Annotated in this window: 23 protein-coding genes; 11 read left to right on the forward strand and 12 right to left on the reverse strand. The window is 52.1% G+C overall.

Annotated features, from left to right (window positions below; translation table 11 throughout):
• The first annotated feature begins 231 nt into the window (after positions 1 to 231).
• Together nadE and lgt are read left to right on the forward strand one after the other, a co-directional pair.
• Positions 232 to 2,112: an NAD(+) synthase gene (nadE, locus tag B0B12_RS14180; protein ID WP_076669848.1), complete on the forward strand. Its 1,881-nt coding sequence runs from the start codon at positions 232 to 234 to the stop codon at positions 2,110 to 2,112.
• 172 nt (positions 2,113 to 2,284) lie between these two features.
• Entirely contained in the window at positions 2,285 to 3,127 is an 843-nt protein-coding gene (lgt, locus tag B0B12_RS14185) for a prolipoprotein diacylglyceryl transferase (RefSeq protein WP_083704215.1), read from the forward strand.
• Positions 3,128 to 3,197: 70 nt separating this feature from the next.
• Here lgt and B0B12_RS14190 read toward each other — a convergent pair whose 3' ends face one another.
• Complete coding sequence (locus B0B12_RS14190; protein WP_244554715.1) at positions 3,198 to 4,043, reverse strand: NHL repeat-containing protein; 846 nt, start codon at positions 4,041 to 4,043, stop codon at positions 3,198 to 3,200.
• 126 nt (positions 4,044 to 4,169) lie between these two features.
• On the opposite strand from B0B12_RS14190, the gene B0B12_RS14195 reads away from it, so the two are divergent.
• Positions 4,170 to 4,565 carry a VOC family protein gene (locus B0B12_RS14195; RefSeq protein WP_076669854.1) on the forward strand — a complete coding sequence of 132 codons (396 nt, stop codon included), beginning with the start codon at positions 4,170 to 4,172 and terminating at the stop codon, positions 4,563 to 4,565.
• A 49-nt stretch (positions 4,566 to 4,614) separates the two neighbouring features.
• Here B0B12_RS14195 and B0B12_RS14200 read toward each other — a convergent pair whose 3' ends face one another.
• The 5 genes from B0B12_RS14200 to cdd all read right to left on the reverse strand — a co-directional run bounded on the left by B0B12_RS14200 (position 4,615) and on the right by cdd (position 10,094).
• A complete protein-coding gene (locus B0B12_RS14200; RefSeq protein WP_076669857.1) occupies positions 4,615 to 5,802 on the reverse strand; it encodes an acyltransferase family protein in 1,188 nt (395 codons plus the stop codon).
• 90 nt (positions 5,803 to 5,892) lie between these two features.
• The gene (locus B0B12_RS14205) at positions 5,893 to 7,041 is read right to left on the reverse strand and encodes a helix-turn-helix transcriptional regulator (RefSeq protein ID WP_076669859.1); all 1,149 of its coding nucleotides are present in this window, start codon (positions 7,039 to 7,041) and stop codon (positions 5,893 to 5,895) included.
• Between the two features lie 165 nt (positions 7,042 to 7,206).
• Positions 7,207 to 8,511: a PEGA domain-containing protein gene (locus tag B0B12_RS14210; RefSeq protein WP_244554716.1), complete on the reverse strand. Its 1,305-nt coding sequence runs from the start codon at positions 8,509 to 8,511 to the stop codon at positions 7,207 to 7,209.
• Between the two features lie 270 nt (positions 8,512 to 8,781).
• A complete protein-coding gene (locus B0B12_RS14215) occupies positions 8,782 to 9,423 on the reverse strand; it encodes an alpha/beta hydrolase (protein WP_076669866.1) in 642 nt (213 codons plus the stop codon).
• A 185-nt stretch (positions 9,424 to 9,608) separates the two neighbouring features.
• On the reverse strand, positions 9,609 to 10,094 hold the full coding sequence (gene cdd, locus B0B12_RS14220) for a cytidine deaminase (protein WP_076669869.1): 486 nt from the start codon (positions 10,092 to 10,094) through the stop codon (positions 9,609 to 9,611).
• A gap of 127 nt (positions 10,095 to 10,221) precedes the next feature.
• Between cdd and B0B12_RS14225 the strand changes: the two genes are divergently transcribed.
• Positions 10,222 to 11,580 carry a saccharopine dehydrogenase family protein gene (locus B0B12_RS14225; protein ID WP_076670377.1) on the forward strand — a complete coding sequence of 453 codons (1,359 nt, stop codon included), beginning with the start codon at positions 10,222 to 10,224 and terminating at the stop codon, positions 11,578 to 11,580.
• A 34-nt stretch (positions 11,581 to 11,614) separates the two neighbouring features.
• Here the strand turns inward: B0B12_RS14225 and B0B12_RS14230 are convergent, their stop codons facing one another.
• From B0B12_RS14230 to aroQ, 5 genes are all read right to left on the reverse strand, one after another.
• Positions 11,615 to 12,331, reverse strand: coding sequence for a tRNA1(Val) (adenine(37)-N6)-methyltransferase (locus B0B12_RS14230; protein ID WP_076669872.1), 717 nt, complete (start codon positions 12,329 to 12,331; stop codon positions 11,615 to 11,617).
• A gap of 688 nt (positions 12,332 to 13,019) precedes the next feature.
• On the reverse strand, positions 13,020 to 13,484 hold the full coding sequence (rnhA, locus tag B0B12_RS14235; RefSeq protein ID WP_076669875.1) for a ribonuclease HI: 465 nt from the start codon (positions 13,482 to 13,484) through the stop codon (positions 13,020 to 13,022).
• A 117-nt stretch (positions 13,485 to 13,601) separates the two neighbouring features.
• Positions 13,602 to 14,180: a MarC family protein gene (locus tag B0B12_RS14240; RefSeq protein ID WP_076669878.1), complete on the reverse strand. Its 579-nt coding sequence runs from the start codon at positions 14,178 to 14,180 to the stop codon at positions 13,602 to 13,604.
• Between the two features lie 100 nt (positions 14,181 to 14,280).
• Positions 14,281 to 15,342, reverse strand: a complete 1,062-nt coding sequence (locus tag B0B12_RS14245; protein ID WP_076669881.1) for an aminotransferase class V-fold PLP-dependent enzyme — start codon at positions 15,340 to 15,342, stop codon at positions 14,281 to 14,283.
• Positions 15,343 to 15,423: 81 nt separating this feature from the next.
• Positions 15,424 to 15,876 (reverse strand): type II 3-dehydroquinate dehydratase, encoded by a 453-nt coding sequence (gene aroQ, locus B0B12_RS14250; RefSeq protein WP_076669884.1) that lies wholly within the window; start codon positions 15,874 to 15,876, stop codon positions 15,424 to 15,426.
• A 106-nt stretch (positions 15,877 to 15,982) separates the two neighbouring features.
• On the opposite strand from aroQ, the gene xerD reads away from it, so the two are divergent.
• The 6 genes from xerD to B0B12_RS14280 all read left to right on the forward strand — a co-directional run bounded on the left by xerD (position 15,983) and on the right by B0B12_RS14280 (position 23,071).
• On the forward strand, positions 15,983 to 16,882 hold the full coding sequence (gene xerD, locus B0B12_RS14255) for a site-specific tyrosine recombinase XerD (protein ID WP_076669888.1): 900 nt from the start codon (positions 15,983 to 15,985) through the stop codon (positions 16,880 to 16,882).
• A gap of 283 nt (positions 16,883 to 17,165) precedes the next feature.
• Positions 17,166 to 18,818 carry a beta-N-acetylhexosaminidase gene (locus tag B0B12_RS14260; protein WP_076669891.1) on the forward strand — a complete coding sequence of 551 codons (1,653 nt, stop codon included), beginning with the start codon at positions 17,166 to 17,168 and terminating at the stop codon, positions 18,816 to 18,818.
• 144 nt (positions 18,819 to 18,962) lie between these two features.
• Positions 18,963 to 19,937, forward strand: coding sequence for a YjgN family protein (locus B0B12_RS14265; RefSeq protein WP_076669894.1), 975 nt, complete (start codon positions 18,963 to 18,965; stop codon positions 19,935 to 19,937).
• A 1-nt stretch (position 19,938) separates the two neighbouring features.
• The gene (locus tag B0B12_RS14270; protein WP_076669897.1) at positions 19,939 to 21,012 is read left to right on the forward strand and encodes a M48 family metallopeptidase; all 1,074 of its coding nucleotides are present in this window, start codon (positions 19,939 to 19,941) and stop codon (positions 21,010 to 21,012) included.
• A 110-nt stretch (positions 21,013 to 21,122) separates the two neighbouring features.
• Entirely contained in the window at positions 21,123 to 21,935 is an 813-nt protein-coding gene (locus B0B12_RS14275) for a hypothetical protein (protein WP_076669900.1), read from the forward strand.
• 107 nt (positions 21,936 to 22,042) lie between these two features.
• A complete protein-coding gene (locus B0B12_RS14280; RefSeq protein WP_076669903.1) occupies positions 22,043 to 23,071 on the forward strand; it encodes a quinone-dependent dihydroorotate dehydrogenase in 1,029 nt (342 codons plus the stop codon).
• Positions 23,072 to 23,110: 39 nt separating this feature from the next.
• Here the strand turns inward: B0B12_RS14280 and B0B12_RS14285 are convergent, their stop codons facing one another.
• Positions 23,111 to 23,470 (reverse strand): endonuclease domain-containing protein, encoded by a 360-nt coding sequence (locus B0B12_RS14285; RefSeq protein ID WP_076669906.1) that lies wholly within the window; start codon positions 23,468 to 23,470, stop codon positions 23,111 to 23,113.
• 209 nt (positions 23,471 to 23,679) lie between these two features.
• Between B0B12_RS14285 and B0B12_RS14290 the strand changes: the two genes are divergently transcribed.
• Complete coding sequence (locus tag B0B12_RS14290) at positions 23,680 to 26,295, forward strand: FtsK/SpoIIIE family DNA translocase (protein ID WP_076669909.1); 2,616 nt, start codon at positions 23,680 to 23,682, stop codon at positions 26,293 to 26,295.
• Positions 26,296 to 26,304 lie beyond the last annotated feature (9 nt).

The raw sequence follows: 26,304 nt of genomic DNA on the forward strand, positions 1-26,304 counted from the left end.
AGTCCTGCCAGTTTTCCTTTATTTCAATTTCATACAAACCGCCGTCGTTTAATCGGTCGCTGTCTTTTCAAGCATCCTACTCAGTTTCTGATAACTGGTTTGGGGCTGCGCCCTGTCTATACCTAGGTGCGCTCCGCAGGACTCAGGTTATACCTGTTGTAGGTATAGGGGTTCGTTATTTGGATGCCAAAGCTTAACTTGCTTCCATATTGTTGCGTTAGAGAACACACTATGGAAGAGACTAAACTGATACTGGCTGGGGCCGCCCTTAATCAGACCCCCCTCGACTGGGAAGCCAACCTACTGAATATCCGATCTGCCATCATCGAGGCGACTGCACGTAATGTCGATATTCTGCTGTTGCCTGAGCTCTGCATTACGGGCTACGGCTGCGAAGATATGTTCCTGCACCCCTGGTTTGCCGAGGAGGCCTTCGAGAAGCTCCTGCAGGTAAAGGAGTGGTGCGACAACATCACCGTGTGCGTGGGTGTGCATGTGATTTTGGGGAAGGATGTTTTTAATACAGCCTGCGTCATCAAGAACAAAGAGATCGTCGGTTTCACGGCCAAGCAGTTTCTGGCCCGCGACGGCATCCACTACGAGCCGCGCTGGTTCACGCCGTGGCCAGCCAACGTGGTAGAAGAGTTCGAGATGAAAGGCAAGCGCTACCCGATCGGCGACATTGTGTACGAAGAGAAGGGCGTGAAATACGCCTTCGAAATATGCGAAGACGCCTGGCGACCCAACCGCCCGGCCGAGCGCCACATGCCAAAAGGCGTACAGCTGATCCTGAACCCAAGTGCCAGCCACTTCGCCCTCAGCAAAACGGACCTGCGATACCGCCTCGTGGTTGAGGCCTCCCAAAAATACCAATGCGCTTACCTGTACGCCAACCTGCTCGGCAACGAGTCGGGCCGTGTGATCTTCGATGGCGAGGTACTCATCGCGCAAAATGGCAAGTTGATTCGCCGTAATGAGTTGCTTAGTTTCAAGGACGTGGACCTGGAATGCGCGGAAGTAAGCTTCGGAGCCAACCCTGAAATAGCGGAGACAATCGAGTACCTGCCGCCTATAGACGAAAATGCCGAACTGATCGCTGCCCTGAGCCTAGGGCTGTTCGACTATATGCGCAAGAGTCGTAGTCGTGGTTTTGTGTTGTCGCTGAGCGGTGGCGCCGATTCGTCGTGCTGCGCAGTGGCGGTGGCCGAAATGGTGCGCCGTGGAGTAGCCAACCTGGGTGTGACCGGATTTGTGACCAAGGCCCGTATGTTCCCGTTGAAGGATGCCGAGTATTTTGAGGGACTTCCGCAGGACCAGGTGGTCAAGCAGCTGGTTGGGCGTATCCTCACTTGCGCCTATCAGGGTACGGTCAACTCTTCTGACGCTACCTATACCTCCGCTAAAGAACTGGCCGAGTCTATCGGGGCGGTGTTCCACGACTGGACCATCGACGAGGAAGTGAAAGGCTATACCGCTAAAATAGAAAACGCCCTGGAGCGTGAACTGACCTGGGAGCACGATGACCTTGCGTTGCAGAACATACAGGCCCGCGTGCGTGCTCCCGCCATCTGGATGCTGGCCAACATCAAAAATGCCCTGTTGCTGGCCACTTCTAACCGAAGCGAGGCATCAGTGGGCTACGCCACCATGGACGGTGACACGGCGGGCAGTATTTCTCCTATCGCAGGTATAGACAAGGCTTTCGTTCGCCAGTTCCTGATCTGGATGCAGGAAGAGCTCGGTTACCTGGGCCTTGATTATGTGAACAACCTACAGCCAACGGCTGAACTGCGCCCTGCCTCCGAAGCACAGACAGACGAGAAGGACCTGATGCCGTACGAAATCCTGAACAAGATTGAGCGCCTGGCCTGGTACGACCGATTGTCGCCGCAGCAGGTGGTGGAGCAGTTGGAAAAGGAGAACGTGGCGCCCCTTAAGTCGCTGAAGGCCTATGTGCATAAGTTCTATACCTTGTGGTCGCGCAACCAGTGGAAGCGCGAACGCTACGCCCCGGGCTTCCACCTCGACGACTATAACCTGGATCCGCGCAGTTGGCTCCGTTATCCGATCCTGAGCGGCGGTTTCCGGGAGGAGCTGAGCAGGCTGAAATAACAGCAGACAGCCATACCTACAAAGGGCACCAACCTATACCTGCAGGCGCGGGGTGGGGTGGTGCCTTTTTCGTTAGTGGCTATACCTGTGGATAAATATACCTCTACCTGTCCGGCGGCGGTTTTTTCGCTTTGCTAATTATTGTAACTTTGGCAGAACCATACCGCTGTATATGAGCATTCTGAACTATATAACTTGGGACGTCAGTCCTTCCATCTTTTCCATCGGGGCCTTTGAAGTACGCTGGTACGGACTCCTGTTCGCGCTGGCGTTCGTGTTCGGTCAACGCATTCTGACCAAAATTTACGTGGCAGAAGGTCGCACGGAAGGCGATGTGGACATCATCACCCTGTACATGATCATCGGTACGGTGGTAGGCGCACGCTTGGGCCATACCTTGTTTTACCAACCTGAGTACTACCTGAGCAACCCAATTGAGATCCTCAAGATCTGGGAAGGCGGGTTGGCCAGCCATGGGGCTACCATTGGTATTCTGCTGGCCTTGTGGCTGTTCAGCCGCAAGCACAACTTCGACTACATGTGGGTGCTGGACCGGATCGTGATCGTTGTGGCCCTCGGTGGTGCGCTCATCCGACTGGGCAATCTGATGAACTCGGAGATCTTCGGCCGTCCGACTGACCTGCCGTGGGGCTTTATTTTTGTGCGCCAGAGCGAATACTCGCACGTGCCGCGCCACCCGACGCAGTTGTATGAATCGTTCAGTGTGTTCCTGCTGTTTGTGCTGCTCTACTGGCTCTGGAAGAAATACAAAGAGGCGCTGCCTAAAGGTTTGCTGTTCGGTATTTTCGTGACGGCCCTGTTCACGTTCCGTTTCCTGGTGGAGTTCCTGAAAGAAGTGCAGGTAGAAAAAGAGACGACGATGGCCTTGAACATTGGGCAGCAGTTGAGCATCCCGCTGATCATCATTGGTCTGATCATCCTGTTCAGGGTATGGCAAAATCCGAAGCCGGCCCTACCCGGCGGGAAACTTACCCGGGAAACTGCCAAAAAGTAAAAGCATTTCAAGAAATAGAAACGGCCAGCAGTTCTGCTGGCCGTTTTTTGCTTTTGGTAGGTATAGGCTATTAGTTCAGGCTATATCGGAACAAGCCACCTTCTTCACTCGTGATCACGAGCGTGTTTTTATTCTCAAATGCCACTGCCTCCGTTTGCCCGGCCTGTTTGATGTTCACCTTCTGGTAGTCGCCTTTGTAAAAAGTGGCCGGATCGCTTACGTTACGGAAAATGTGCAGGCCGCCTTCACTCACGAGCGCCACGGTGCTGCCATCGGCACTGCTGGCTGCGCCGGTCACCGGCACGCCCAGTTTGTGACTTCCCAACAGTTTGGCTTTATACCGGCCTTCGCTATCGGGCAGCTCGTATACCTTGGCCGTCTCTTTCCTGCCCCTATCCTTCGATACCAGGTAGATCTTGCCGCCCTGCCAGAAAATGGCTTCTACGTCATAGTTCATGTTTTTATCCGAAGGCGGGAAATCTTTCTGGTCTTCGTAGGTGAACCGAATGGCCTCGATTTGATCCGGCTTATCGAGTTGGAGTTTGTAGATGGCCAGCTCCTTGCGTTTGTTGTTGTTATTGCCCGTATCGGCTATGTAGATATTGCCATCGCTGTCTCGCGCCAGGTCTTCCCAGTCTACGTTTGGCAGCTGCAGCTTAATCGTCTCGATCAGTTTCCCTTTGCGGTCGACCAGGTAGAGGTGAGGTTTGTTGCCGGCATCGTTGTGGGTAACATAGGCGTCGCGCTCAGGTATAAACTCAACCCCGGAGCTTTCGCTTACCACGGAAGGAAGTTTGGCTAGCCTCACCAGTTTGCCGGGAGCAGCTTCAGAATTGGTAACAGGTTCTGCAGGCCTCCCTATAAAGTAAAAGAGGGCTACCATCACAGGTATAAAAAAGGCAAGTATTTTCAGCATAAGCTTCATAGTGGTGTATAAAAACAGTGAGCGCGCCTAGGTATAACGGAAAGCAAAAGCCCTGTGGTTGCGTACAAACTGGAAATAACTGCTTTTTTACCGGATAAACGTTTTCGAAGCGATGCCATGGAGATCAAGAAAATAAAAGAAACCTGCCTGTATATAGCTGACCTGGAGCGCAGCCGACAGTTTTATAATGGCAAGCTAGGGTTGCCCGTAATTGGGGAGGTGAAAGACCGGCACATCTTCTTCAGGGCCGGTGAGTCGGTGCTGCTTTGCTTCCTGCCAGAGGCCTCCAGAAAAGGAGGCACACTGCCGCCTCACTTCGGCTCGGGCCAACTGCACCTGGCTTTCGAGGTAAGCCGGGATGACTATGAAGGCTGGAAGAGCAAAGTAGTGGAAGCAGGTATAGCGGTGGAGCAGGAGTACGATTGGGGTCGCGGCTTCCTGTCATTCTACTTCCGCGACCCCGACGAGCACCTGCTGGAGGTAGTGATGGCTGGTATGTGGGAGAAGAGTTAGCGATAATTTTCCTACTGTCTTTACTTCCCGGACATCAGTTCTGACCCTCCTAACTGCTCACAACGGGCTTACTTTCCTTTTTCTTCTCGACATTCAGCCCCGCAAAGTGCTGCGCTTCATTTCTCTGAATGGATTTCATGCCGAAAGGTATACGGAGCCAATTAAACGGCATGATCAGGTAACGGATCAGCAGGAAGCAGATGACGAAGGTGCTCAGGCTCATGAAGGTAAACTTAAAGCCGATGCTCCAGTTTGCCTGCAGCAGGTAATAGCCCAATGCCACGATCACGGTCTGGTGCAGGATGTAAAATGGGTATACCATCTCGTTGGCCTGCGCCAGGTATTTGTTTTTCAGATTGAGGTGCTGCATGGCGAATCCCAGTATCACCATCAGCCAAAACCACCGGTTGCTTTGCTGCAGCATATAATACAGAGCCAGTTCTGCATCACCCAGGTCCCTATCCTTAAACCAGTAAAAGGTATACAGAATGGTCAGGGTTATACCTGCGAGGCTCAAACTGTACCAGCGCAGTTTTCTCACCTTTTCCTGCAATGAGGGAAGTTTCATCAAAAGGAAGCCGATCAGAAAAACTGTGATATAGAGGAAATGGTTGGCCCAGTCATCGATCAGGGCGTTGGTAGCCGGGAAGCGCTCGTTTAGCAGCACGCCACCCAAACCAAGCCACAGCGTCGGGACGGCCAATAGCATCCAGCCCCGTATACCTGTCCCCCGTACGGTGGCCCGGCGCAGGTATGCCAGGAGTGGCAAAAGCAGCAGACTGTAGCAGAAGATGTAGGCCAGGTACCAGAGGTGATGCCAGCTGAAGTTGCCTTGCGGGTAGGGCTCAAATTCAAAAATAGAAGGGTAAAAGCTCAGGTAATCGGTGGCCGTGCCCTGCACTGCCCGCTCAAAGTATACCTGTGGCGGCACTACCAGCAGCATACCGATAACCAGGGGAAGTAAAATGCGCTTCAGTCTGTCTTTGGCAAAAGTGCCGGCGCTCCGGAACCCCATTGCAAAGTATACGCCCACGCCCGACACCAGGAAAATGAGCGACATGCGCCACTGGCTCATAAAGATCATCGGCACCTCCAGCTTCTCGCTGATGACCGGGTTCTTGACGTGCCAGTCCCAGCTGACGAAGTACATGCCAGTGTGGTAAAAGATGAGGAGCGAAAAGGCCAGCACCCGTAGCCAATCGAACTCGTAGCGTCTGATTTTGATCTGATTTTCCATAGCGTTTTATTTTGATACAAACATCTACAAAGAGAACCTTATCAGAAGAATCTGCCGATAAGTGCGGGGTGCTAACTTATAGGGAAGTACTCAAACGGAGCCTGAAACGGCTGTTTTGCGGAATTGCCCCGGCGTCTGGCCGGTATACTTTTTAAACACGCTGCTGAAAGCTGACTTCGACATATAGCCTACCTGCTCGGCCACCTCCTCTACTTTCAGGTGCTGCTGCGTTGGGTCGGCCAGTATGGCTTTCGCCTCCTGTATGCGCAGCTCCGCCAGGTACTCAAAAAAGCTCTTGCCCAGGCGCTCGTTCAGGCTCTGCGACAGGTAGTGGGGCGAGGTATGCAATTGCTTGGCCAGCGTTGGGAGGGAAGCAGATGGCTGGGTATAGAATTTTTCCTGCTCGGCTGCTTTCAATTTCTGGATCAGATCCTGCTTGGCCTCCTCGCTCAGGGCTGACTTCTCATACTTTACCTGCACCACGGGCTGGAAGAAGGCAGAATCGGTGATGATCTTGTAACTCGCAAAAAAGAGCTGCACCACCAGGAACATGGCCAGGAAGTGATCGCCCAGGTCGCGCTCATAGCTGAGCTTCACGATCACGATCAGCACCAGCGTGGCGACGAAGAAGTATAGCAGAAACCTGGCCCAGGTATAGAAGTAGGGGTTAGGGGACTCAGTGGTGCTTTGTTTCCTCAACAACAAAAAGCAAAGTACAATGTAGATGAGGATATGCCCCATGGTCAGTTCGTTCACATACTTCGTCCACTGCAATGGGTCCCAGAAAAGCTCAATGGTGACCGGCAAATACGCCATCTCCGGAAAATAGGCACTGATGTAGGCGTTGTACTTAACCTCCTCCGGCTGAATGTAAAAAAGGATGTGATAGAGGAAGTACACCGCAAACGGAATAAAGTGCAGCCACTGCCGCTCCGTCCACTTGTAACCGCTCAGGCTCCGGAGAAGCAGGTACGTGAGCGGACCAACAGCAAAATTTGCCGGCTCTGAGAAATCAACCAGTTGGAGGGTGCGGAACATCAAGCCGCTGTAGCACAGAAAAACCTCCAGCACCATGCAGGCGAAGGTAAAGACAAGCGCCGCCAAAAGCAGGTGATGGTAAGGTTGTCGGTGCGGGCGCCTCGCCAAAAACAGCAGACTCATGAAGAAGCCCTGTACCACCCCCACCAGCAGGATGGCGGCAAACCAGTCGAATCGGAAGAAAGGCTCTGTTTGTGGCATGGGCAGGTATAACAGGCTAGGTACAGTTCGTGTACTAAAGCTAAAACTTAATTTGGATTTACGCTTCAACAAGCAGCAGGATTCTGTGCTGATGGGGGCAAGAAGGTAAAAAGAAAAGCCCCGGCGGCTGGCCGGGGCTTTGTCATGTTTCGAAGGTATAAAAGCTTACTGCAGTCGTGCCTGTATTTCCTCGATCAGACCGTCGTAGCGTTTCAGCAGACGGCCCCAGTCTTTGAAGTCTTCGTCGTCCTTCACACTGATGTTGCGGGCCGTGTTGTTTTCGCGCTCGTGGCGCTGGCTTACGATTTTCACCACATAGGTCAGGTCGTTGGAATTACCGCCGCTGCTCACGATCACGCGGGTGCGGATCATGTTGGCACCGTTGAAGTTCTGCACCTGCCAGGCGCTGGTCAGGTAGCCAGTGTTGTAGTCTACCGTCTCCAGCACGTCGAAACGCTTGGTGATGATCGAGCTCAGGATTCTCCAGGCGTCGGCCGGGTCCACGGTTTTGTTAACAGGTATGGTGATACGCACATTGGCCATGTCCGATGAGATAGAAGAGGTATAGGCCTCATCCACGGCCAGCTCCACAAACTCAGTCGCTTCCGGAGCCTGCATGTTTTCCTGGTTGCAATAGTTTTTGATGTAGCGCAGGAAGCCATCTTTCGTCACACGCACTTCCACGCAGCCGTTTTTCGGCACTTTCAGGTCGTATTTGCCTACACCTACCACTTTGCCGGCCACTTCGATGTTGGCATCGGCAGGGGAGGTGGTCATTTTCACCAGACGGTCTTCGAGCAGAGCGCGGGAGCGAAGCGGAGGAACCGGGTCCGTGGCTGGCTTATTGCAGTATACCTGTACCACTTCGGCAAAGCCTTCTTTTGTGACAGTCACAGTTACGCAGGTGCCAAACGGAACGCTCACATCGGTGTTGCCACGGCCTGTCACCACCCCATTCAGCGCCACAGAGGCGTCGGCCGGAATCACTTCCAGTCTCACCTGGCGGTCTTTCAGCTCAAAAAAGTCTTTAACAGGAGGCGCCTCGCGGTCTTTTTGGTTGTAGTATACCTTGGTCTGCGGCGCGAAGCCCGGCTTCTTTACCTCCACGTTCAGGAACTTGTCCTTCTCCACGATCAGGTTAATGCGTTTGGTGCCCACCACGCGGCCATCCACATAAATTTCGGCATCGTAAGGCTCCACGCTGATGTCGATCAGACGGTTGGCCAGTTCCACTTTTTGGTCTTTGTCCCACTTCATGGTGCGCGGGAATTCGCGGATCACAGGCTCGTAGCCCTCTTTTACGACAGCAATGCGGTTGCGGGAGTCTTTGTTCAGCTTCAGCTCGATGCTTCCGACGCCGAGTTCACTCACGGTGCTGTTATCGGCATCGTTCAATAAAAAGAACTTGGCATCCGGGAAGTTGGAGCTAACGTTGATCTTGCTCTGGGCGAAAGAAGAAATAGTGAGCAAGCAGAAAATGAGAGATAAGTAGAGATTTCTCCTCATAGGGTAAGTTGAATTATGAAAGTGTAAGGATGGGTTTGTTGCAATTGTTTCCCCGCAAATTTAAATACACTTTATTTAAATTTATATATAATGATTTGTGAATTAACTAAAATACCCAGAAGTAGGTACCGGGAAATTGCTATGAAAGCATCGGATAGCGGTTGTTATGGGATAGCAAGGTGAGCACAAGCTTGAGCCTGCGTAAGAATCAGCGTCAACTGTTAGGTTTCTGCCTTATGATTTGAGCTTTTGTAGCAACTCTGGTGGGATGGTATGGCCACCCTCAAAGGTATGGACCTGTGGCACAAGGCCGAGGCGCTTCATGATTTCCTGCTGGTGCTGCAGCTTTTCTGGCGTAATAAACTCGTCTTGTGTTCCGTATACCACATCCACCTGCATACCTTCAAAAGCCATTTTGCCTGAGTCGAAAGTGATGTCCTCCGGGAAAGAAGCAGCCCAAAGCACCAGGTGCTGGCAAGGTACCTGGTTGGTGGCGAGCCAGCGACTAACCGTGGCACCACCTTGGGAGAAGCCCAGCACATGCACCCGCACATCGGCCGGCAATTGCCCCAAGAGCTCCTGCAGAAGCAAGTCCAGGTAAGCCGACTGGTCCTCAATTTCGGAAAGCCGGTCTTCTTTCGTCATCCACGTGGCGCCCACGCGGCCCGAAAAACCGTCCAGGTAAAAGCGCGACAGGGCCTCCGGTGCCACCACCACGGTAGCGCCATCATCCAGCACCGCAAAATGCCTTAAAAAGAAACGTGCCAACTGCCCATACCCATGGCATACCACCCACAAGTCACGCGTCTGCTCTGAGGGCGTTCCCAAGGTATAGTAGCGGGCCGTGCGAGGGACTGTCAGTTTGTGAGTTTCCATTGAGTGAGTTAGTGAATGCGTGACTGAGTGATTGTTGAATTGTTGATTGGTTGAATTGTTATTTTATTAATTGAGTCGATTTTCTGCCTGCTCCGCATGCGTTAGCTTAGCTATACTGCTGAGGCCTCAAACTATATAATCAAAATTAATAACTCACTCAACCACTCAATCACTCATTCACTAAATTACAAATGTTCCCTGTTGAATTGGAAGGGAAGTAGGTCGCTGACGCTGCGGAGGCGGTAGAATTTACCTTCAGGGCCCTGCAACAGCACAGGTATAGGCTCTCCCTGTTTGTGCTCGTACTCGGCCATTACCTGGCGGCAGGCACCGCAAGGCATGGCAGGTAGGAAGTGTTCTTCGCTTCTACGGCGGGCTGTCACGGCGATCAGCTTGATCTTTTTGTTTGGGTGATGGGCGCTCATGGCGAACAGTGCTGTGCGCTCGGCACAGAGGCCGGAAGGGTAGGCGGCATTTTCCTGGTTGCTGCCTTTAAACAGCGTGCCGTCTTCGAGCACGAGGGCAGCGCCCACCAAAAAGTTAGAGTATGGAGCGTAGGCGTCGTTTGCCGCTTGCTGTGCGAGTGCCATCGCTTCGCGCTCTTGTGGGGGCAGTTCTTCAGTCGAGTCCAGTACGTCGATGCAGATATTTATATTCAGCTCACTTGCCATTTAAGACCTTATAGGTATAAAAATTAGAAAAGGGCTATAAATTTAACGGATTATTCTGATAAAACAATGTAAAAGGTTGGCCTTGCAGGTGCTTATTGCTAAATTCAAACGCAACGATACAAGTGCTATGAAAAGAATCCTCCTGCTTGGAGCCGGCCGCTCCGCCTCTTCGCTTATCCAATACCTGCTGCAACACGCGCCCTCCAAGAACTGGCATGTCACCATCGGCGACATGAACGTGGACCATCTGCAAAGCAAAATTGCACCGCTGAACTTTGTCGAAGCCATCGTTTTTAACGTGCACGACAAGGCGCAGCGGGCTGCCGAGGTAAGCAAGGCCGATCTGGTGATCTCGCTTCTGCCGGCCATCTTTCACATTGAGGTAGCAAGGGAGTGCCTGAAGCAGGAAAAGCATTTGATCACGGCCTCCTACGTTTCGCCTGAGATCAGGGAGTTGCACGAAGAGGCGAGAAGTAAGAACCTGACCATTTTGATGGAGTCGGGTCTCGACCCAGGTATAGACCATATGTCGGCCATGGCGGTGATCCGACGGGTGCAGGGCATGGGCGGTAAGATCACCTCCTTCAAGTCGTACACGGGCGGGCTGGTGGCGCCGGAGTCGGACAACAACCCCTGGAACTATAAGTTCAGCTGGAATCCGCGCAACGTGGTGCTGGCAGGGCAGGGGACGGCAAAGTACATCAAGAACGGCGAGTACAAGTACATCCCCTACCACCAACTGTTCAAGCGCACCGACGAGCTGTTTGTAGAAGGCTACGGCCATTTTGATGGCTACGCCAACCGCGATTCGCTCAGCTACCGGGAACATTACGGCTTGCAGGACATCCCCACGATGCTGCGCGGCACGCTACGCCGGATTGGCTATTGCGCCGCCTGGAATGTATTTGTGCAACTTGGCCTCACCGACGACAGCTACGATCTGGAAGGCGTGGAGAACATGACCAACCGCAGCTACCTGGAAGCCTTCCTACCACCGGCCGCTTCTTCGGACGAAAGCCTGCAGCAGCGCCTTTGCCGTTACGTAGGTATAGCGCCTGAAGGAGGAATCATTGAAAAATTGGAGTGGCTTGGTCTGTTTGAAGAAATTCCGCTCGGCATGACAGTGGCTACACCGGCCCAGGTGCTCGAAAAAATATTGGTCGGCAAGTGGAAGCTGGAGCCCGGCGACAAAGACATGATCGTGATGCAGCACCTGTTTGAGTATGAACTGGAAGGCGAGCAGCACGAACTCACTTCCTCGCTGGTGGTGCTGGGCGATGACGAGGTGCATACGGCTATGGCCAAAACTGTGGGCCTGCCGGTCGGTATACTGGCCAGGCTGTTGCTACAAGGCAAAATCGACCGTCGCGGTGTGGTGATGCCTATTCACCCGGACCTGTACGAGGCGGTGTTGGAAGAACTGAAAAGCTATGGGGTCGACTTTGTGGAAGTTGAACAGGTGAAGGCGACACAGCAGCAGGTATAGCTACCAGTCTTTAGCAAGCAATACTCCTGAATTTTTAGAAAATCAGGTAATAATCCCGCAGTAGCGCTGTAAAGTCTGTAGTATAAGTCTTTCCGTCTTCTTCGCGGATGTCTAACCTGTTAGTAACTGCTTTTTCTGCCGAGGCAAAAGTATAGGTCTGCACATGCCGGATGCACTTTCCGCCGGTGCGCGTGTATACCTCCAGTGTTTCGGTCAGGTATAGCGCGTGTGCTTTGGCGAGCGCAGCAAAGTGACTGGCCTCGGTTGGCGGCAGGAGCAGGTATAGCTTTCCGTGTTCGGTAAGGTGCTTCTGCGCAAACTTCAGGATATCTTCAAAGAGTAGGTCGCCGGTGTGCTTGGCCGTGTTTTTAGCCGCATCGTCAGACTTAAGCGAAGCCAGGAAAAATGGCGGATTCGACAGAATGACATCGTATTGCTGCGTAGAGGTTTTCGCAAACTCCTGCAAGGGCATTGGGTATAACTTCAGACGATCTGCCCAAGGGCTCTCCGTAAAATTCTGCGCCGCCTGTACCTGTGCCTCGGGATTAATCTCCACTGCTTCCACCACAGCTCCCGATCGCTGCGCCGCCATCAAAGCCAGCAAGCCCGTTCCCGTTCCGATGTCCAGTACCCTCTTTGCTTGCTTCACCTCTACATAAGCCCCAAACACACAAGAGTCCGTGCAGACTTTCATCGCGCACTGGTGCTGGTTGATGCGGAATTGCTTGAATTGGAAGTAGGTGTTGGCCACGGGTGAATAATGATTAATGAGTAATGAATAGTGAATAGTGAAAAGTGATGGATTAAGAAGGCAAAGGTATGGAGTTTCTGCTTTCTTTTGTTAGAATCAGGATTTACAGGATTAAAGGATTTTCAGGATTCTTGTGCACGATTGACATACTCCTGTCCCTTTTAAGAGGGGAATCTCTACCATTGCCAATTCGCTGGTATCAGCGTTGTAGTCTCTATTTCGCTATACCGGATCCAACTACCCCTAACCCCTCCTTGTCTAAGGCGGGGAACTTAGGGTTGCCAGTTTAGAGGTATAAGCGTTGTAGGATCTGTACACCTATACACGGTTAACACCCCTCTGAGAGCTTCGCTCGCAAGTTTCGAACTCTCGTTCTCACTTGTCCTCAAGGGGAGATTTCGGCTGCTCACACTTTTAAGGTATAAGCCTTGTCGCAAACAATCACTGGCAGGTATAGGAAGACTAACTTACACGCTCACTACAAAGCAGACAGCGGTGCCAGGTGCATCTTCGACGATTTTTTGTTTGAGCGGTCAGCGAGTGGGGGTAGGGGCCCTCGATTTTTTCATCAAGGAAAAAAGTGAGTGCCCGCCGCACAGGCGAAAAGCTAGCTATGCAATAGCTCAACCGCTTTACCTGAACCAGCCGGCGCTACACTAGCACAAAACCAGCAACAGCAAAGAAACTACTACTTCGAGTTAAACTGCCCCGACTCAAACCCCTCATCAATCAACAAATTAGGCGACAGCGCACTGGCAACCGCTAATTCATCGCAGCGCTCGTTTTCAGGATGCCCGGCATGCCCTCTGATCCAAACGAATTTTACATTATGTTTGGTGTACACTCTCAAAAAGCGAGCCCAGAGGTCGCCGTTGGCTTTGCCGGAGAAGCCTTTCTTCTGCCAGCCAAACACCCAGCGTTTTTCCACAGCATCTACCACATATTTGGAGTCGGAGTAGACCGTGACAGGTATACCGGGCTTGGTGATGGCTTCGAGCCCCACGATCACAGCGAGCAGCTCCATGCGGTTGTTCGTGGTCTTGCGGAAACCAGCAGTTAGTTCCTTCTCGTGGTTTCTCCAGCGCAGTATCGTGCCATACCCGCCCGGACCCGGATTCCCTCGTGAAGCACCGTCTGTGAAAAGCTCGATCATGTGTTGATTTAGTGAATGAGTGATTTAGTGAATGAATGAGTTTTTTTGTTTTAACGAATGAGTGCCTGTGCAAACAATAATAAATCACTAAATCACTCATTCACTAACTCACTCAATCTAAATAGGTAAATTCGTTTTGAACAGTTTAATGGCGATGGCCAGCAGGATAACGCCGAACACTTTGCGGAGCACGTTGGCGCCGGCTTTGCCGAGTTTGCGCTCCAGCCAGGCCGAAGACTTCAGCACGATGTAAACGAACATCAGGTTGAGCACAATACCCACCAGCACGTTGGGCAGCGAGTAGGCCGCACGCAGCGAGAGCAGGGTGGTCATGGTGCCTGCTCCTACAATCAGCGGGAAAGCCAGCGGCACAATGGAGCCGCTTTTCACCTCAGGGTCGGAGTGGAAAAGGTCTTTGCCGAGGATCATCTCCAGACCGATCAGGAAGATGATGATGGCACCGGCCATGGCAAAGGACTCGAAGTCGATGCCGAAGAGTTTCAGGATGCCGTCGCCCACAAACAGGAACACGATCATCAGGACACCCGAAATGATGGTGGCTTTTTCGGACTCGATCTTGCCTTCGCGCTTGCGCAGGTCGATGATGATCGGAATGGATCCCAGGATGTCGATTACCGCAAACAAAATAAGCGTAACAGACGCGATTTCCTTAAAGCTGAAGAGTTCCTGAAGCATGGGTTTTTGGTTGTTAAAATGTTGAGGCCAGCCGCTACAGGTACAGCTATACCTGCAGCGACCATGCGCAATCCGTTAACAAGCCGCAAAGGTAGGATTCTTAGACGTAATAATGTAGGAAAAAGCGCTTCAGCTCTTCGTACTCCTCGTTGCCGATTGCCGGGAAGTTCGCGATCCGGAACGTGTTGCGCTGCCAGGGTCCGTAGCCGTTGCCTAGTCGTATGTTGTGGTGCAGCGCCCGCTTTTTGATGTCCTCCACCAGCCGCTCGTTCGCCTCCAGCACCACCACTGTTTTCGAGCGCACCTCCTCGTTCTCGATCAGCAACTTGAAGTCGGTAAACTGACCGAAGAACTCATACAGTTCGTTGGCGCGGTCCGTCAGCTCAATGTCGAGTTGCTTGATAAAGGGCCTGTCTTCGAGCATGCGCTTGAGCAGGTAGATGTTGAGCGTGTTCGGCGTATGCACGGTCTGGTAATTAAGCATCTTTTCGTAGAGCGACACCAGGCTGTTGTAGTGGTTGCGCTCGTTTATTTGCTTGGCCCGGAAGATAGCGCGCGGCGAGCAGATGAGTATACCCAGTCCCGGCGGCAGGCCAAAGCACTTCTGCACAGAGGCAAACCAGATATCGGCCTTGATGTATTTCAGGTTGAGGCCCGCCATAGAAGAGGTGGCATCCACTGCCGTGAGCGTGTCGCGGAAGCGGTTGTGCAGGTTGAGGATGGTGGTAGCCGTCACCTGCGTGCCGTTGGAGGTCTCGTTCTGGATAAGGCAGATCAGTTCGGTGTCGGAGCTGATGTTGAGGCCTTCCACTTGGATGGCTTCATTTATGTCGAAGCGAACCCCCGACGCCTCCGGGCGCATTTTTTTGGCGTACTCGTACCACTTTTCTCCAAAAGAGCCATTGTAAATATGGAAGCTCTTCTTTTTGGTAAGGCTTTGGATCAGGATTTCCCAGCACTCGGTGGCCGAGGAGGTGAAGAAAATGGAGTAGTCCTGCGGAATGTTGAGGCGGCGCTTGAGCGAGCCCACCACGGCGCGGGAGAGCTGCACAAACTGTTCTCCGCGGTGCGGGGCATCCATAATCCCCTCGTCGTACGCATCTGTCAGGTAGGTGCGCACCTCCGGGTATATTTTCGACGGTCCTGGAAAGAAATTCAGCATGGAGGGTAATATAAAGAATTATAGGATGGTTACTATAGCAATAACCAAATATTTAGTGAACGGAATGCCTGTGTTGCGACGCTATTTTTTGGATCCGAAACCAATTTGCTTAGGCTTCATGCGCTCAAAATACTGCAGGGCCATGCGGTAGCTCTCCAAACCAAAACCGGTGATCACACCTTTGCAGAAAGGGGCCAGCATGCTTTTGTGGCGGAAGGCGTCGCGGGCGTACACGTTGGAGATGTGCACCTCAATTACCGGTGTTTCGATGGCTTTGATCGCGTCGGAGAGGGCCACGGAGGTATGGGTGTAGGCGCCGCCGTTGAACACAATGCCTTTGTAGCTGAAACCCACTTCGTGTAGCTTGTCGATGAGCACGCCCTCTGTGTTGGATTGGAAATAGGATAACTCCATGCCCGGAAAGGCCTCTTTGAGTTCTTCAAAGTAAGATTCAAAGGACTCCGTGCCGTAGACGGATTTTTCGCGAACGCCTAAAAGATTGAGGTTGGGGCCGTTCAGGATCAGGATTTTCATAGTTTGAGGGTATAGTGGTGATTTCAGCTAGATTAAGCGTTTGCAATTTAAGGATTAACTATCTTTGCTTTGATTTTTTGACAAAAGAAAGTTTTGTGCTATACCTATGAAGTGGTCTATTTGCATTACCCAGTTCGAACAGTACCTGCGCCTCGAGAAGTCGCTTTCGGGTCATTCCGTGGAGGCGTATCTGCGTGACATTCGCAAACTGACCGATTTTCTGGACATCAAAGGTATAGCCGTGCAGCCGGAGCAGGTAACGCCGCCCATCCTGCGCGAGTTTCTGGAGTGGGTAGCTGAACTGGGCATGACGCCGCACTCGCAGGCACGCACATTGTCAGGTATACGGGCCTTCTACAAGTTCCTGATCATGGAAGACATGCTCACCGCCGACCCCACCGAAACGATAGAAGCTCCGAAGCTGAGCCGCAAACTACCTGACACGCTGCACTTCCACGAAATAGAGCAACTGCTGGCCGCCATCGATATGTCGACGCCGGAGGGCACGCGCAACCGTGCCATGCTCGAGACACTCTACAGTTCCGGACTGCGTGTGTCAGAATTACTGGACCTGAAACTAAGCAACCTCTACGAAGACATGGGCTTCCTGAAAGTGGCGGGCAAAGGCGACAAAGAACGGCTCGTGCCAATTGGTCGCGATGCACTCAAGCACATCCAACTCTACCGCGAAGGCGTGCGCTGCCACCTCACTATCAAAAAAGGCCACGAAGACTATGTGTTCCTAAACCGCCGCGGCGCCAAACTGACGCGGGTGATGGTGTTCACGATCATCAAAGACCTGGCCGCCAAAGCAGGTATACAGAAAACGGTGAGTCCCCATACCTTCCGCCACTCCTTTGCCACGCACCTGATCGAAGGCGGCGCCGACCTGCGGGCCGTGCAGGAAATGCTGGGCCACGAGTCCATCACCACCACCGAAATTTATACCCACCTCGACAGGGATTACCTGAAGCAGGTGATAAAGGATTACCATCCGAGAAGCTGAGTTGAGTTTAGGAGTTTGCGAGTTTAGGAGGGAAGAGTTAGCAAGGTATAGCTTGTAGGGACAGGTCGTGACCTGTCCGAATCGTGCACAGATAATCATGATCGTTCTAGCGCGAGCGTCCTCGCTCGTGCTGCTTATAGAGTAAATCACGAGCGAGGACGCTCGCGCTATAAATTACCCTTGCATACTTTAACCCAAACTCCCGAACCACCCAATTCAATACCACACCCATTAAACCAAGCGTTCCATCACTAGTCCATTGACAGCAACAACTAAAAACAACATGCTACCAACCTTTCACCGGATTTTCTCCCTCGTACTGATTCTACTTTCTATACCTGTCCTAACCATCGCCCAGTCCATCGACGACATCACGCCGATGCCTGTCGAAGTGATAAAAGAGGCGAGAGGGCATGTGAGCATCAACAACAAAGCCCAGATCGTGTTCGATAAGCAGTTCGGAGCGCAGGCTGAGTTTCTGCAGGAGATGCTGGCGGCGCAGACGGGCCTGAAACTGCCCCTACACCCGAATACTGCCGCCAAGCCCAAGGCCAGCCACCACATCCGACTTGTGTTGGATACCAAGACCATCGACAAAGCCGAGATGTATACCTTGACGGTGTCAGGCAAAGACGTGACGATACGCGCCAAAGACACGGGCGGCATGGTGTACGGCATCCAGACTTTGCTGCAGCTATTCCCGCTCAAGCAGGTGCGCGAGGTAAAGATTCCGGATGTGCAGATCAAGGACTACCCGCGCTTCGCTTACCGGGGTATGCACCTGGACGTGGTGCGGCACATGTTCCCCGTGGAGTTCATTAAAAAGTACATCGACTACCTGTCTTTCCATAAGCTCAACACCTTCCACTGGCACCTGACCGACGACCAGGGCTGGCGCATCGAAATGGAGTCATACCCGAAGCTGAACTCCGTAGGCTCCTGGCGCAAAGAAACCCTGATTGGGCATTTCAAAGACACACCGATAAGGTATGACGGCAAACGCTACGGTGGCTACTATACAAAAGACGAAATACTGGACGTAATCAACTATGCTTCTGTTCGGGGCATCAACATTATACCTGAGATCGATATACCAGGCCACAGCCGCGCTACCATTGCCGCTTACCCGGAGCTGAGCACCCGCCCCGACACCACCTGGAACGTAGCCACTACCTGGGGCATGTACAACCGCCAGAACAACGTGCTGCAGCCCAACCCGGCCACTTTTCAGTTCCTGGAAACGGTGTTTCAGGAAGTGGCCGACCTGTTCCCGTATGAGTACTTCCACCTGGGCGGCGACGAAACGAGCAAGAAGTGGTGGAAAGAAGACTCTGTTTCGCAGCAATTCATCAAAGACCATAACCTGAAGGACGAGAAAGGCCTGCAGACTTATTTTGTAGAGCAGGTGGCAAGCTACCTGGCCGCCAAAGGAAAGAAAGTGATCGGCTGGCACGAGATTCTGGAAGGCGACCTGAGCAAATCCACGCTTATCATGAACTGGGGAGGGGAGAAGGAAGGCATAGCCGCCGCCACGCGTGGCCATCAAGTGATCATGGCGCCGGGCCACCCGCTGTACTTCGACCACTACCAGTCCAAAGACCCGAACGACAGCCTGGCTATCCACGGCTATAACCCGCTGGACGCTGTGTATAATTTTGAGCCTATACCTGCTGCCTTGCGCGAACAGAAACTGGACCACTACATCATCGGGGCGCAAGCTAACTTGTGGGCAGAGTACATCGGCAATACGGCCAAGGTGGAGTACATGGTTTTCCCGCGCATGACGGCCCTGAGCGAGGTGCTGTGGTCACAAGCCGAAAAGAAGAATTTTACCGACTTCAAGCGCAGGCTCAACACGGCCATCATTCCGCGCTATACCTCCTGGGGCGCGAAGTATTTCCCGCATTTCGAACGCTGGACAATGGAGCAAAAGTGAGTGGAATATAACTGAAAAGCAGAAGGATGCTTGGTGAGTAATTGAAAATTGCTATATTTAATAGCTGTAATAACACAGGCTGTGTTTCGAGCGCGGTCTGTGTTATTTTTTTACTCAATTTCTCACCTTATTTCCAAGCTTTTTATGACAACAACTTTACTCGAAAAAGAAAAACAGATTACCCATTTTTCATTCACTGGCAAGGGCTCCGAGTACTTTGCCATTGAAATTGTGAACATCGTGCTCACTGTCCTGACACTGGGGCTTTATTACCCCTGGGCGAAGGCCAAGTCGCTGCAGTACCTATACCGCAAAACCGAGCTGGCGGGTACACCTTTTATCTTCCATGGCACCGGCAAGGAGATGTTCGTCGGCTTCATTAAAGGAGTGGTCATATTGGCATCGCTGTATGCCTTTATGTTGTATGCGGTGTTCACAGAAAACATAGGCATGATGCTGCTGGCTTATGCTGTGTTTCTGCTGGGTTTGCTGGCGCTGGTGCCTTTGGCGCTGCACGGTATGATGCGCTACCGCATGTCCCGTACGAGCTGGCGCGGCATCCACATGGGCTACCGGGGCAAACTCTCCGACATGTACTCCACCTACCTGATCGGCTTTTTCCTCACCATACTCACACTCGGCATCTACGGCTCGTGGTTTGTGGTGAACCTGCGCAAGCAGATGATCGACAACGTGCGCTTCGGCAATGTGCGTCTGCGCTACACGGGCGACGGGGCCGACCTTCTTCTGATTCACTTCAAAGGCTTTTTCTTTTCTATCTTTACGGTGGGTATCTACTTTTTCTGGTACACCAAGAACCTGTTGCACTTTTATGTGAACAACATTGTGGTGTTGCAGGAAGACGGTACTTACAGCCGCCTGCAGTGCCAGGTTTCGGGCTGGGAGGTGCTCAAACTAACGGTGGGCAATATCCTGATCGTGGTGTTCACGCTGGGGCTGGGAGTGCCGTTTACCACCACGCGCACCATGTCGCTGATCATGAACAACACCGTGATGAGCGGGCAGTTTGATGCCGACGCGCTGGTGCAGACCGAGGAGGCCTATAATTCGGCTACCTACGAAAGCATGACGGATATGATGGATATCGGTGTGATCTAACATGACATTTGAAGGGAAATACTACAACGGGCAAAGCTCCAAAGGCATGCCGGCGCACATCACGCTGCTGCCGGACGGTTTGCGCATTGACTACAGTGCAGACGAGGTATTGGGGTCTGTGTACTGGGAACTGGGAGGTCTGCACCGGTCAGAGTTCAACGACGCGACTACGTTGCTGCGCTACGGTAAATTTCCGCAACAGAGTATTTCAGTGGTAGACAAAGGGTTTAAGGAAGCGCTGCAACAGCAATATCATGGGGCAGCCTTCCTCAAATCTGGCTACAACAGTGTGCTGGGGTTGGGCTGCGCAGGTATAGCGGTGCTCGCCCTGAGTCTGCTGGGTCTGCTGGTGGCCTTTGTGGTGTGGGGTGTGCCGGCCCTTGCCGACCGGGTAGCCATGTACTTCCCGCAAAGCTACGAGCGCCAACTGGGCGAGCAACTCTACACCAAAATGCTGCAGGGCTACCAGGTAAACGATGAAAAAACTGCTGCCTTGAACGCGTACCTCAGCGAGCTGGACACCGACCTGGACTACCCGATTACGGCCGCCGTGGTGACCAGCGACGAGGTCAATGCCTTTGCCATACCGGGCGGCTATGTGGTGGTGTACGAAGGTATACTCGACAAAATGGAGCAACACGAAGAACTGGCCGCTCTGATGGGGCACGAACTGGCGCACATCCAAAACCGCCACTCGCTCCGGGCCATGACGCGAAGCCTGTCCTACTACATGCTGGCCTCGCTGCTGTTTGGCGACATTAGCGGAGTAGCCGCCGTGCTGGTCGACAATGCCTCCGCCCTGCGCAATCTGGAATACAGCCGCAGTCTGGAATTGGAAGCCGACCGGGAAGGATTGGAACTGCTGCGCCGAAACGAGCTGAATGAGCAAGGCGCCATTTTGTTAATGGAACGCCTGCAGTCAGGCAGTGAGTTGGAAATGATGGCCTTTATGAGTACACACCCCAACACAGGCGACCGCATCAAAGTGTTGAATGAACTGATAGGGGGGGGAGAGCAACCTTCCAAAAAGAATCCGGAACTGGAGCGGCACTGGGAACAGTTGAAAGAAGATTAATTTTATATCTAATAGTTGTCGCTCTACTCGGAACTTGGATTGTGGCGCCCATGTTGACGGCATTACTCGTTCATCGCCCTTAAAAGAGCTCCCATACCACCACCTATTTTATGAAACAACTTATACTCCTTAGTTTCTTTGCACTACTGTTTCTTGGCTGTAGCAAAGAAAAAGATACGCAAGCGCCTGCTGTGTTAATCGATTCGTATACGAATCGCTATATGGTGGACCAGCATTTGGGGGCTTATTACACTAGTTTTAGGGTCACCAATCTTGCTCACAAAAATGGTAAGGTGACCAGTAGAGTACATGGTATGGAGTGTATGCAGGAGAACACCTGCGAGCCGCAATTCACGATAGTAGATGACGTAACTTACGGCAATAATACTATCAGGATTTCCAATAGAGCCGGTAGCAGTGAGCGTGATATTCGACAGCAAGAATGGTTTTTAAAACTAAAAAGTGCTAACCAGATAGAGTACCTCTTAAGAAGGTTAGAGGATAGCAAGATGCATGACTCACTGGTGTACGTGTATAGTGGGAGCAGTAAAATAAAGCAGATTGTCAACTACTCGGTCTATGAGTACCAATCAGAAAAGTATACCTATAAACGTTCGGTAAAAGACTTCTTTTTTAATGCTTCGGGAAACCTCGAAAAGGTTGAAACACGACAGCTGCTCGATGATGGATTCGTGATAAAAATGATAACCGAAACTTTTGGTGATTACGACAGGGCCCAAAATCCATTCCAAGGGCTATTCATGTTCGACGATACCTTTTACAGGTCTTTATCCGAGAATAATTTCAGGAAGTATAGAAGACAGGAGCAAGATATGCCAAATGGTACTTTGTACGATACACAAACGAAAGAATGGGTATTAGAATACAGTCCTGCTAATTTGCCCCTATTTGATAAACTATAGCAGCCTTGTTGTAGCTGCTCTATTTAACAAATTAGCCTGTTCCGTCTTACATCCTGAAGTTCTCTTTCTATCTTTGTCAGCAGCAAACCACAACCAAATCCGCTGCCGTGTATAAGAGCCTCCTGCGTCCGCTGCTTTTCAAGTTAGATCCCGAGAAAGTTCACTACCTCACCACCGATGCCCTGCGCACGGCCTTTAGTCTGCCTTTTACAAAAGGCATCAGTCGTGGCATGTTCAAGGTAGAGGACAAGCGGCTGGAGCGGGAGCTGTTCGGCTTGAAGTTTCCCAACCCGGTTGGTCTGGCGGCTGGCTTTGACAAGGATGCCAAACTAGTGGATGAACTGGGGGAGTTGGGCTTTGGCTTCATCGAGATCGGCACGCTGACACCCAAACCACAGGAAGGCAACCCCAAGCCACGTCTATTCCGGCTGCCTGAAGATCAGGCTATCATCAACCGCATGGGTTTCAACAACGAGGGGGTAGAGGCAGCTGTGAAGCGACTGCGTGAACGGAAGAGCAATATTATTGTGGGTGGCAACATCGGCAAAAACAAGGTAACGCCAAACGAAGAGGCCCTGAACGATTACCTTTACTGCTTTAAGGCACTGTATGACGTAGTCGATTACTTTGTGGTGAACGTAAGCTCACCCAACACCCCGGACCTGCGTGCCTTGCAGGAAAAAGAGCCACTCCAGCAACTGCTGATGGCGCTGCAGGAGCTGAATAACTCCATGCCAATGGCGAAACCCCTGCTTTTGAAAATCGCCCCGGATTTGAACGAAGCTCAGTTAAATGATATAATTGAGATTGCGATTGCCGCGAAACTAAGTGGTATTATTGCCACCAACACCACCATCAGCCGCGAAGGGCTACACACTCCTTCTAGCCGCGTTTCAGAGATCGGTGCCGGCGGCCTCAGTGGCAAACCCCTCACCAAGCATGCCACGGAAATCATCCGCTACCTGCGCCAGCACCTGCCACAGCATATCAAGATCATTGGTGTCGGTGGGATTATGACGGCGGAGGATGCTGTTGAGAAGTTAGAGGCAGGCGCTGATCTGGTGCAGCTGTATACCGGTTTTATTTATGAAGGTCCTGCCTTGATTGCCAGCATTAATAAGAGTTTGTTGAGATAACCTCCCCCCGGCCCCCTCCTAAAAACAGGAGGGGGAGATTTAAAATGAAGCTTTTATTTTCTGTAGCACGGTCTGCATTTGATTGAAGACCTCTTCATTTCTAAATCGTAAAATATTGAATCCCCAATTTCTCAATGTCTCATCCCGAAGATTATCATTGGCTATTGCCTCAGACGAGTCGTGAATAGATCCGTCTACTTCGATGATTAGTTTTTCGGAAGCACAGTAGAAGTCAACTACATAATTTTCAATGCTATGCTGGCGTCTGAATTTTCTTCCCTCAAGCTTTTTGCTGCGTAGCATTGACCATAGGAGCACCTCTGCTGGTGTATTTTCCTCTCTAAGCCTGCTTCTAATCAGTTTCAGATGTGGTAAACTATGCAACTGGTCCTTTCTCACGTGAAATTTATTTTGGTTATCAACAAGAGTCTCTGATGAAGACGTTCCAATTCTATATTTGGAGTCTCTTTTTGAGCTCCCCCTCCTGTTTTTAGGAGGGGGCCGGGTGGAGGTCCAACTTTTTAGCACATTTCCTGAAAAGCCTTCGGATTTGCTGAGCGGCGTGTGCCGAAAAAATGTAAATTTGAAATCTTAATTAGTCGAAGGGTATGGCAAAGAACACTTACAGAAACGATGCGGTGAGCACGGGAAGGGCGAGGAACGAGGTACGTGGCCGTAACGAACCACGGAGCAGCAATACGCCCGCCGGGGAAAAGACAAAACAAAAGAAACCTAAGAAGCCTTTCTTTAAGATGCCTTCCTTCAGGTTCAACCTGCGGATGCCAGCTTTCCTCACGGACCGTCGCTTCAAGCTCTTCATCGGCTTCTCTTTTCTGCTGATCGCTTTCTTCATGACCATCGCGTTTGTGTCCTACCTGTTCACCGGGTCAGCCGACCAAAGTGTGGTGGAGTCGGTGCAGGGCACAGGGCTAAAGGAGTCGGGGCAGGAGGCGGAGAACTGGCTGGGCCTGTTTGGGGCCTGGGTGTCGCATTACTTTATTTATGAACTACTGGGTATAGGCGCTTTCTTCCTCATCCCGATCGCATTTTTTGCAGGCAGCCGCATCGTGTTCCGCTGGAAGTCGATCTCCATGTCGTACGTGTTCGGGCTGTGCACCTTCTCTATGCTGTGGCTGAGTCTGACGCTCGGTTATATTGTGCTGACTACCAATACAGTGGGCGAACTGGGGTTCCTGGGCGGGGGCATTGGTATAGAGACTGCTATCTGGCTCAACAGCCTGATCGGGTGGGGGAGCGGCCTATTGCTGGGCTTCCTACTGCTGATCTTTCTGGTTTTCTTCTTCAACATCACGAGCATCAACTGGGGTAAATCTGCCGATGATACCGACGCTGAAGAAGTGGAAGTGGACAGAGGAAACGCCTCTTCTTTGCGCGATGTGGTGCACGGCTCAGCCCGAAACGTCAACCACAACGCCGACCCCACCGCTTCGCTCGAGGCGGAAGAGGAAGAGCTATACCTGGCCGAAGAAGAGGAAGAAGCCATCAACCGTGCGCTGGAAATGGAATTGAGCGCGCTCAAACCGGAGCCGCCAAAACCTGCCACGCCAGCACCGACGCTTGAGCTCGACATCGAAACGGAGTTGGAAGAAGAGGAACTGGCCGAGGCTGAATTCGATACAGTAGATGGTCTGGACGACGAGCTGGACCTGCAGATCGAAAAAACACCGGAAGAAGAAGCTGCTGACGTGCTGGCCACCGAAAACTACGACCCGACGCTTGACCTGGCCCGCTACCAGTACCCAACCATCGACTTGCTCAACGATTATGGCGCTACCAAAGTGTCGGTAACCAAGGAGGAGCTTGAAGCAAACAAAGACAAGATCGTGGCCACACTCGGCCATTATAACATAGGTATAGCGAGCATCAAAGCCACCATCGGCCCGACCGTGACGCTTTACGAAATTGTGCCGGATGCCGGGGTGCGTATCTCCAAAATCAAGAACCTGGAAGACGACATTGCTCTGAGCTTAGCGGCTCTGGGTATACGTATCATCGCACCTATACCTGGCAAGGGTACGATCGGTATAGAAGTGCCGAACACGAAGAAAGAGATGGTGTCGATCAAGTCGATCCTGTCCACAGAAAAGTTCATGAAGAGCGAGATGGATCTGCCGATCGCCTTCGGTAAGACCATCACCAACGAGGTGTTCATCACCGACCTGGCCAAAATGCCGCACTTGCTGATGGCAGGTGCTACTGGTCAGGGTAAGTCGGTTGGCCTGAATGCCATCCTGACCTCGCTCCTTTACAAGCGCCACCCTTCGCAGCTCAAGTTCGTGCTCGTGGACCCGAAAAAGGTGGAATTATCTCTCTTTAACAAGATCGAGCGCCACTTCCTGGCCAAGCTGCCAGATACCGACGAGGCGATCATCACCGATACCAAAAAGGTGGTGAACACGCTCAACTCGCTCTGTATGGAGATGGACATGCGCTACGACCTGCTGAAGGATGCCGGATGCCGCAACCTGAAGGAGTACAATAAGAAGTTTGTGGAGCGCCGCCTGAACCCGAAAAAGGGACACAAGTTTATGCCCTACATCGTGCTGGTGATTGACGAGTTGGCGGACTTGATGATGACGGCCGGCAAAGAGGTGGAGACCCCGATTGCCCGTCTCGCGCAGCTGGCCCGTGCTATCGGAATTCACCTGGTGGTGGCCACACAGCGACCGTCGGTGAACGTGATCACGGGTATCATCAAGGCCAACTTCCCGGCGCGTATCTCCTTTAAAGTAACGTCCAAGATCGACTCGCGCACCATTCTCGATGCCGGCGGTGCCGACCAGCTGATCGGTCAGGGTGATATGCTCTTCTCGATCGGTTCGGACATGATCCGTATCCAGTGCGCCTTTGTGGACACGCCGGAGGTAGACCGTATTTGCGACTTCATTGGCGAGCAGCAGGGCTACAGCGATGCCTACCTGTTGCCGGAATTTGTGGGTGACGAGAGCGGAAACGAGAAATCCGATTTCGATCCGAGCTCCAAAGACCCGATGTTCGAAGAGGCAGCCCGCATTATTGTGCAGCACCAGCAGGGCAGTACCTCGCTCCTGCAGCGTCGCCTCAAGCTGGGCTACAACCGCGCCGGCCGCCTGATCGACCAATTGGAGTCGGCAGGTATAGTGGGTCCGTTTGAGGGAAGCAAGGCCCGTGAGGTTTTAATTCCGGACGAGTACAGTTTGGAACAGTTATTGAATACGCTGTAGAAAAGAACA

Source organism: Pontibacter indicus (genome assembly GCF_900156345.1).
Lineage (GTDB): Bacteria > Bacteroidota > Bacteroidia > Cytophagales > Hymenobacteraceae > Pontibacter > Pontibacter indicus.

Coding starts and splice junctions, on each gene's coding strand:
- xerD (WP_076669888.1), top strand. CDS start 15,983: ATGAAGTGGTCTATTTGCATTACCCAGTTCGAACAGTACCTGCGCCTC.
- B0B12_RS14275 (WP_076669900.1), top strand. CDS start 21,123: ATGAAACAACTTATACTCCTTAGTTTCTTTGCACTACTGTTTCTTGGC.
- aroQ (WP_076669884.1), bottom strand. CDS start 15,876: ATGAAAATCCTGATCCTGAACGGCCCCAACCTCAATCTTTTAGGCGTT.
- B0B12_RS14265 (WP_076669894.1), top strand. CDS start 18,963: ATGACAACAACTTTACTCGAAAAAGAAAAACAGATTACCCATTTTTCA.
- cdd (WP_076669869.1), bottom strand. CDS start 10,094: ATGGCAAGTGAGCTGAATATAAATATCTGCATCGACGTACTGGACTCG.
- B0B12_RS14245 (WP_076669881.1), bottom strand. CDS start 15,342: ATGCTGAATTTCTTTCCAGGACCGTCGAAAATATACCCGGAGGTGCGC.
- B0B12_RS14200 (WP_076669857.1), bottom strand. CDS start 5,802: ATGGAAAATCAGATCAAAATCAGACGCTACGAGTTCGATTGGCTACGG.
- B0B12_RS14290 (WP_076669909.1), top strand. CDS start 23,680: ATGGCAAAGAACACTTACAGAAACGATGCGGTGAGCACGGGAAGGGCG.
- rnhA (WP_076669875.1), bottom strand. CDS start 13,484: ATGATCGAGCTTTTCACAGACGGTGCTTCACGAGGGAATCCGGGTCCG.
- B0B12_RS14195 (WP_076669854.1), top strand. CDS start 4,170: ATGGAGATCAAGAAAATAAAAGAAACCTGCCTGTATATAGCTGACCTG.
- lgt (WP_083704215.1), top strand. CDS start 2,285: ATGAGCATTCTGAACTATATAACTTGGGACGTCAGTCCTTCCATCTTT.
- B0B12_RS14240 (WP_076669878.1), bottom strand. CDS start 14,180: ATGCTTCAGGAACTCTTCAGCTTTAAGGAAATCGCGTCTGTTACGCTT.
- B0B12_RS14215 (WP_076669866.1), bottom strand. CDS start 9,423: ATGGAAACTCACAAACTGACAGTCCCTCGCACGGCCCGCTACTATACC.
- B0B12_RS14270 (WP_076669897.1), top strand. CDS start 19,939: ATGACATTTGAAGGGAAATACTACAACGGGCAAAGCTCCAAAGGCATG.
- B0B12_RS14225 (WP_076670377.1), top strand. CDS start 10,222: ATGAAAAGAATCCTCCTGCTTGGAGCCGGCCGCTCCGCCTCTTCGCTT.
- B0B12_RS14190 (WP_244554715.1), bottom strand. CDS start 4,043: ATGCTGAAAATACTTGCCTTTTTTATACCTGTGATGGTAGCCCTCTTT.
- B0B12_RS14205 (WP_076669859.1), bottom strand. CDS start 7,041: ATGCCACAAACAGAGCCTTTCTTCCGATTCGACTGGTTTGCCGCCATC.
- B0B12_RS14260 (WP_076669891.1), top strand. CDS start 17,166: ATGCTACCAACCTTTCACCGGATTTTCTCCCTCGTACTGATTCTACTT.
- nadE (WP_076669848.1), top strand. CDS start 232: ATGGAAGAGACTAAACTGATACTGGCTGGGGCCGCCCTTAATCAGACC.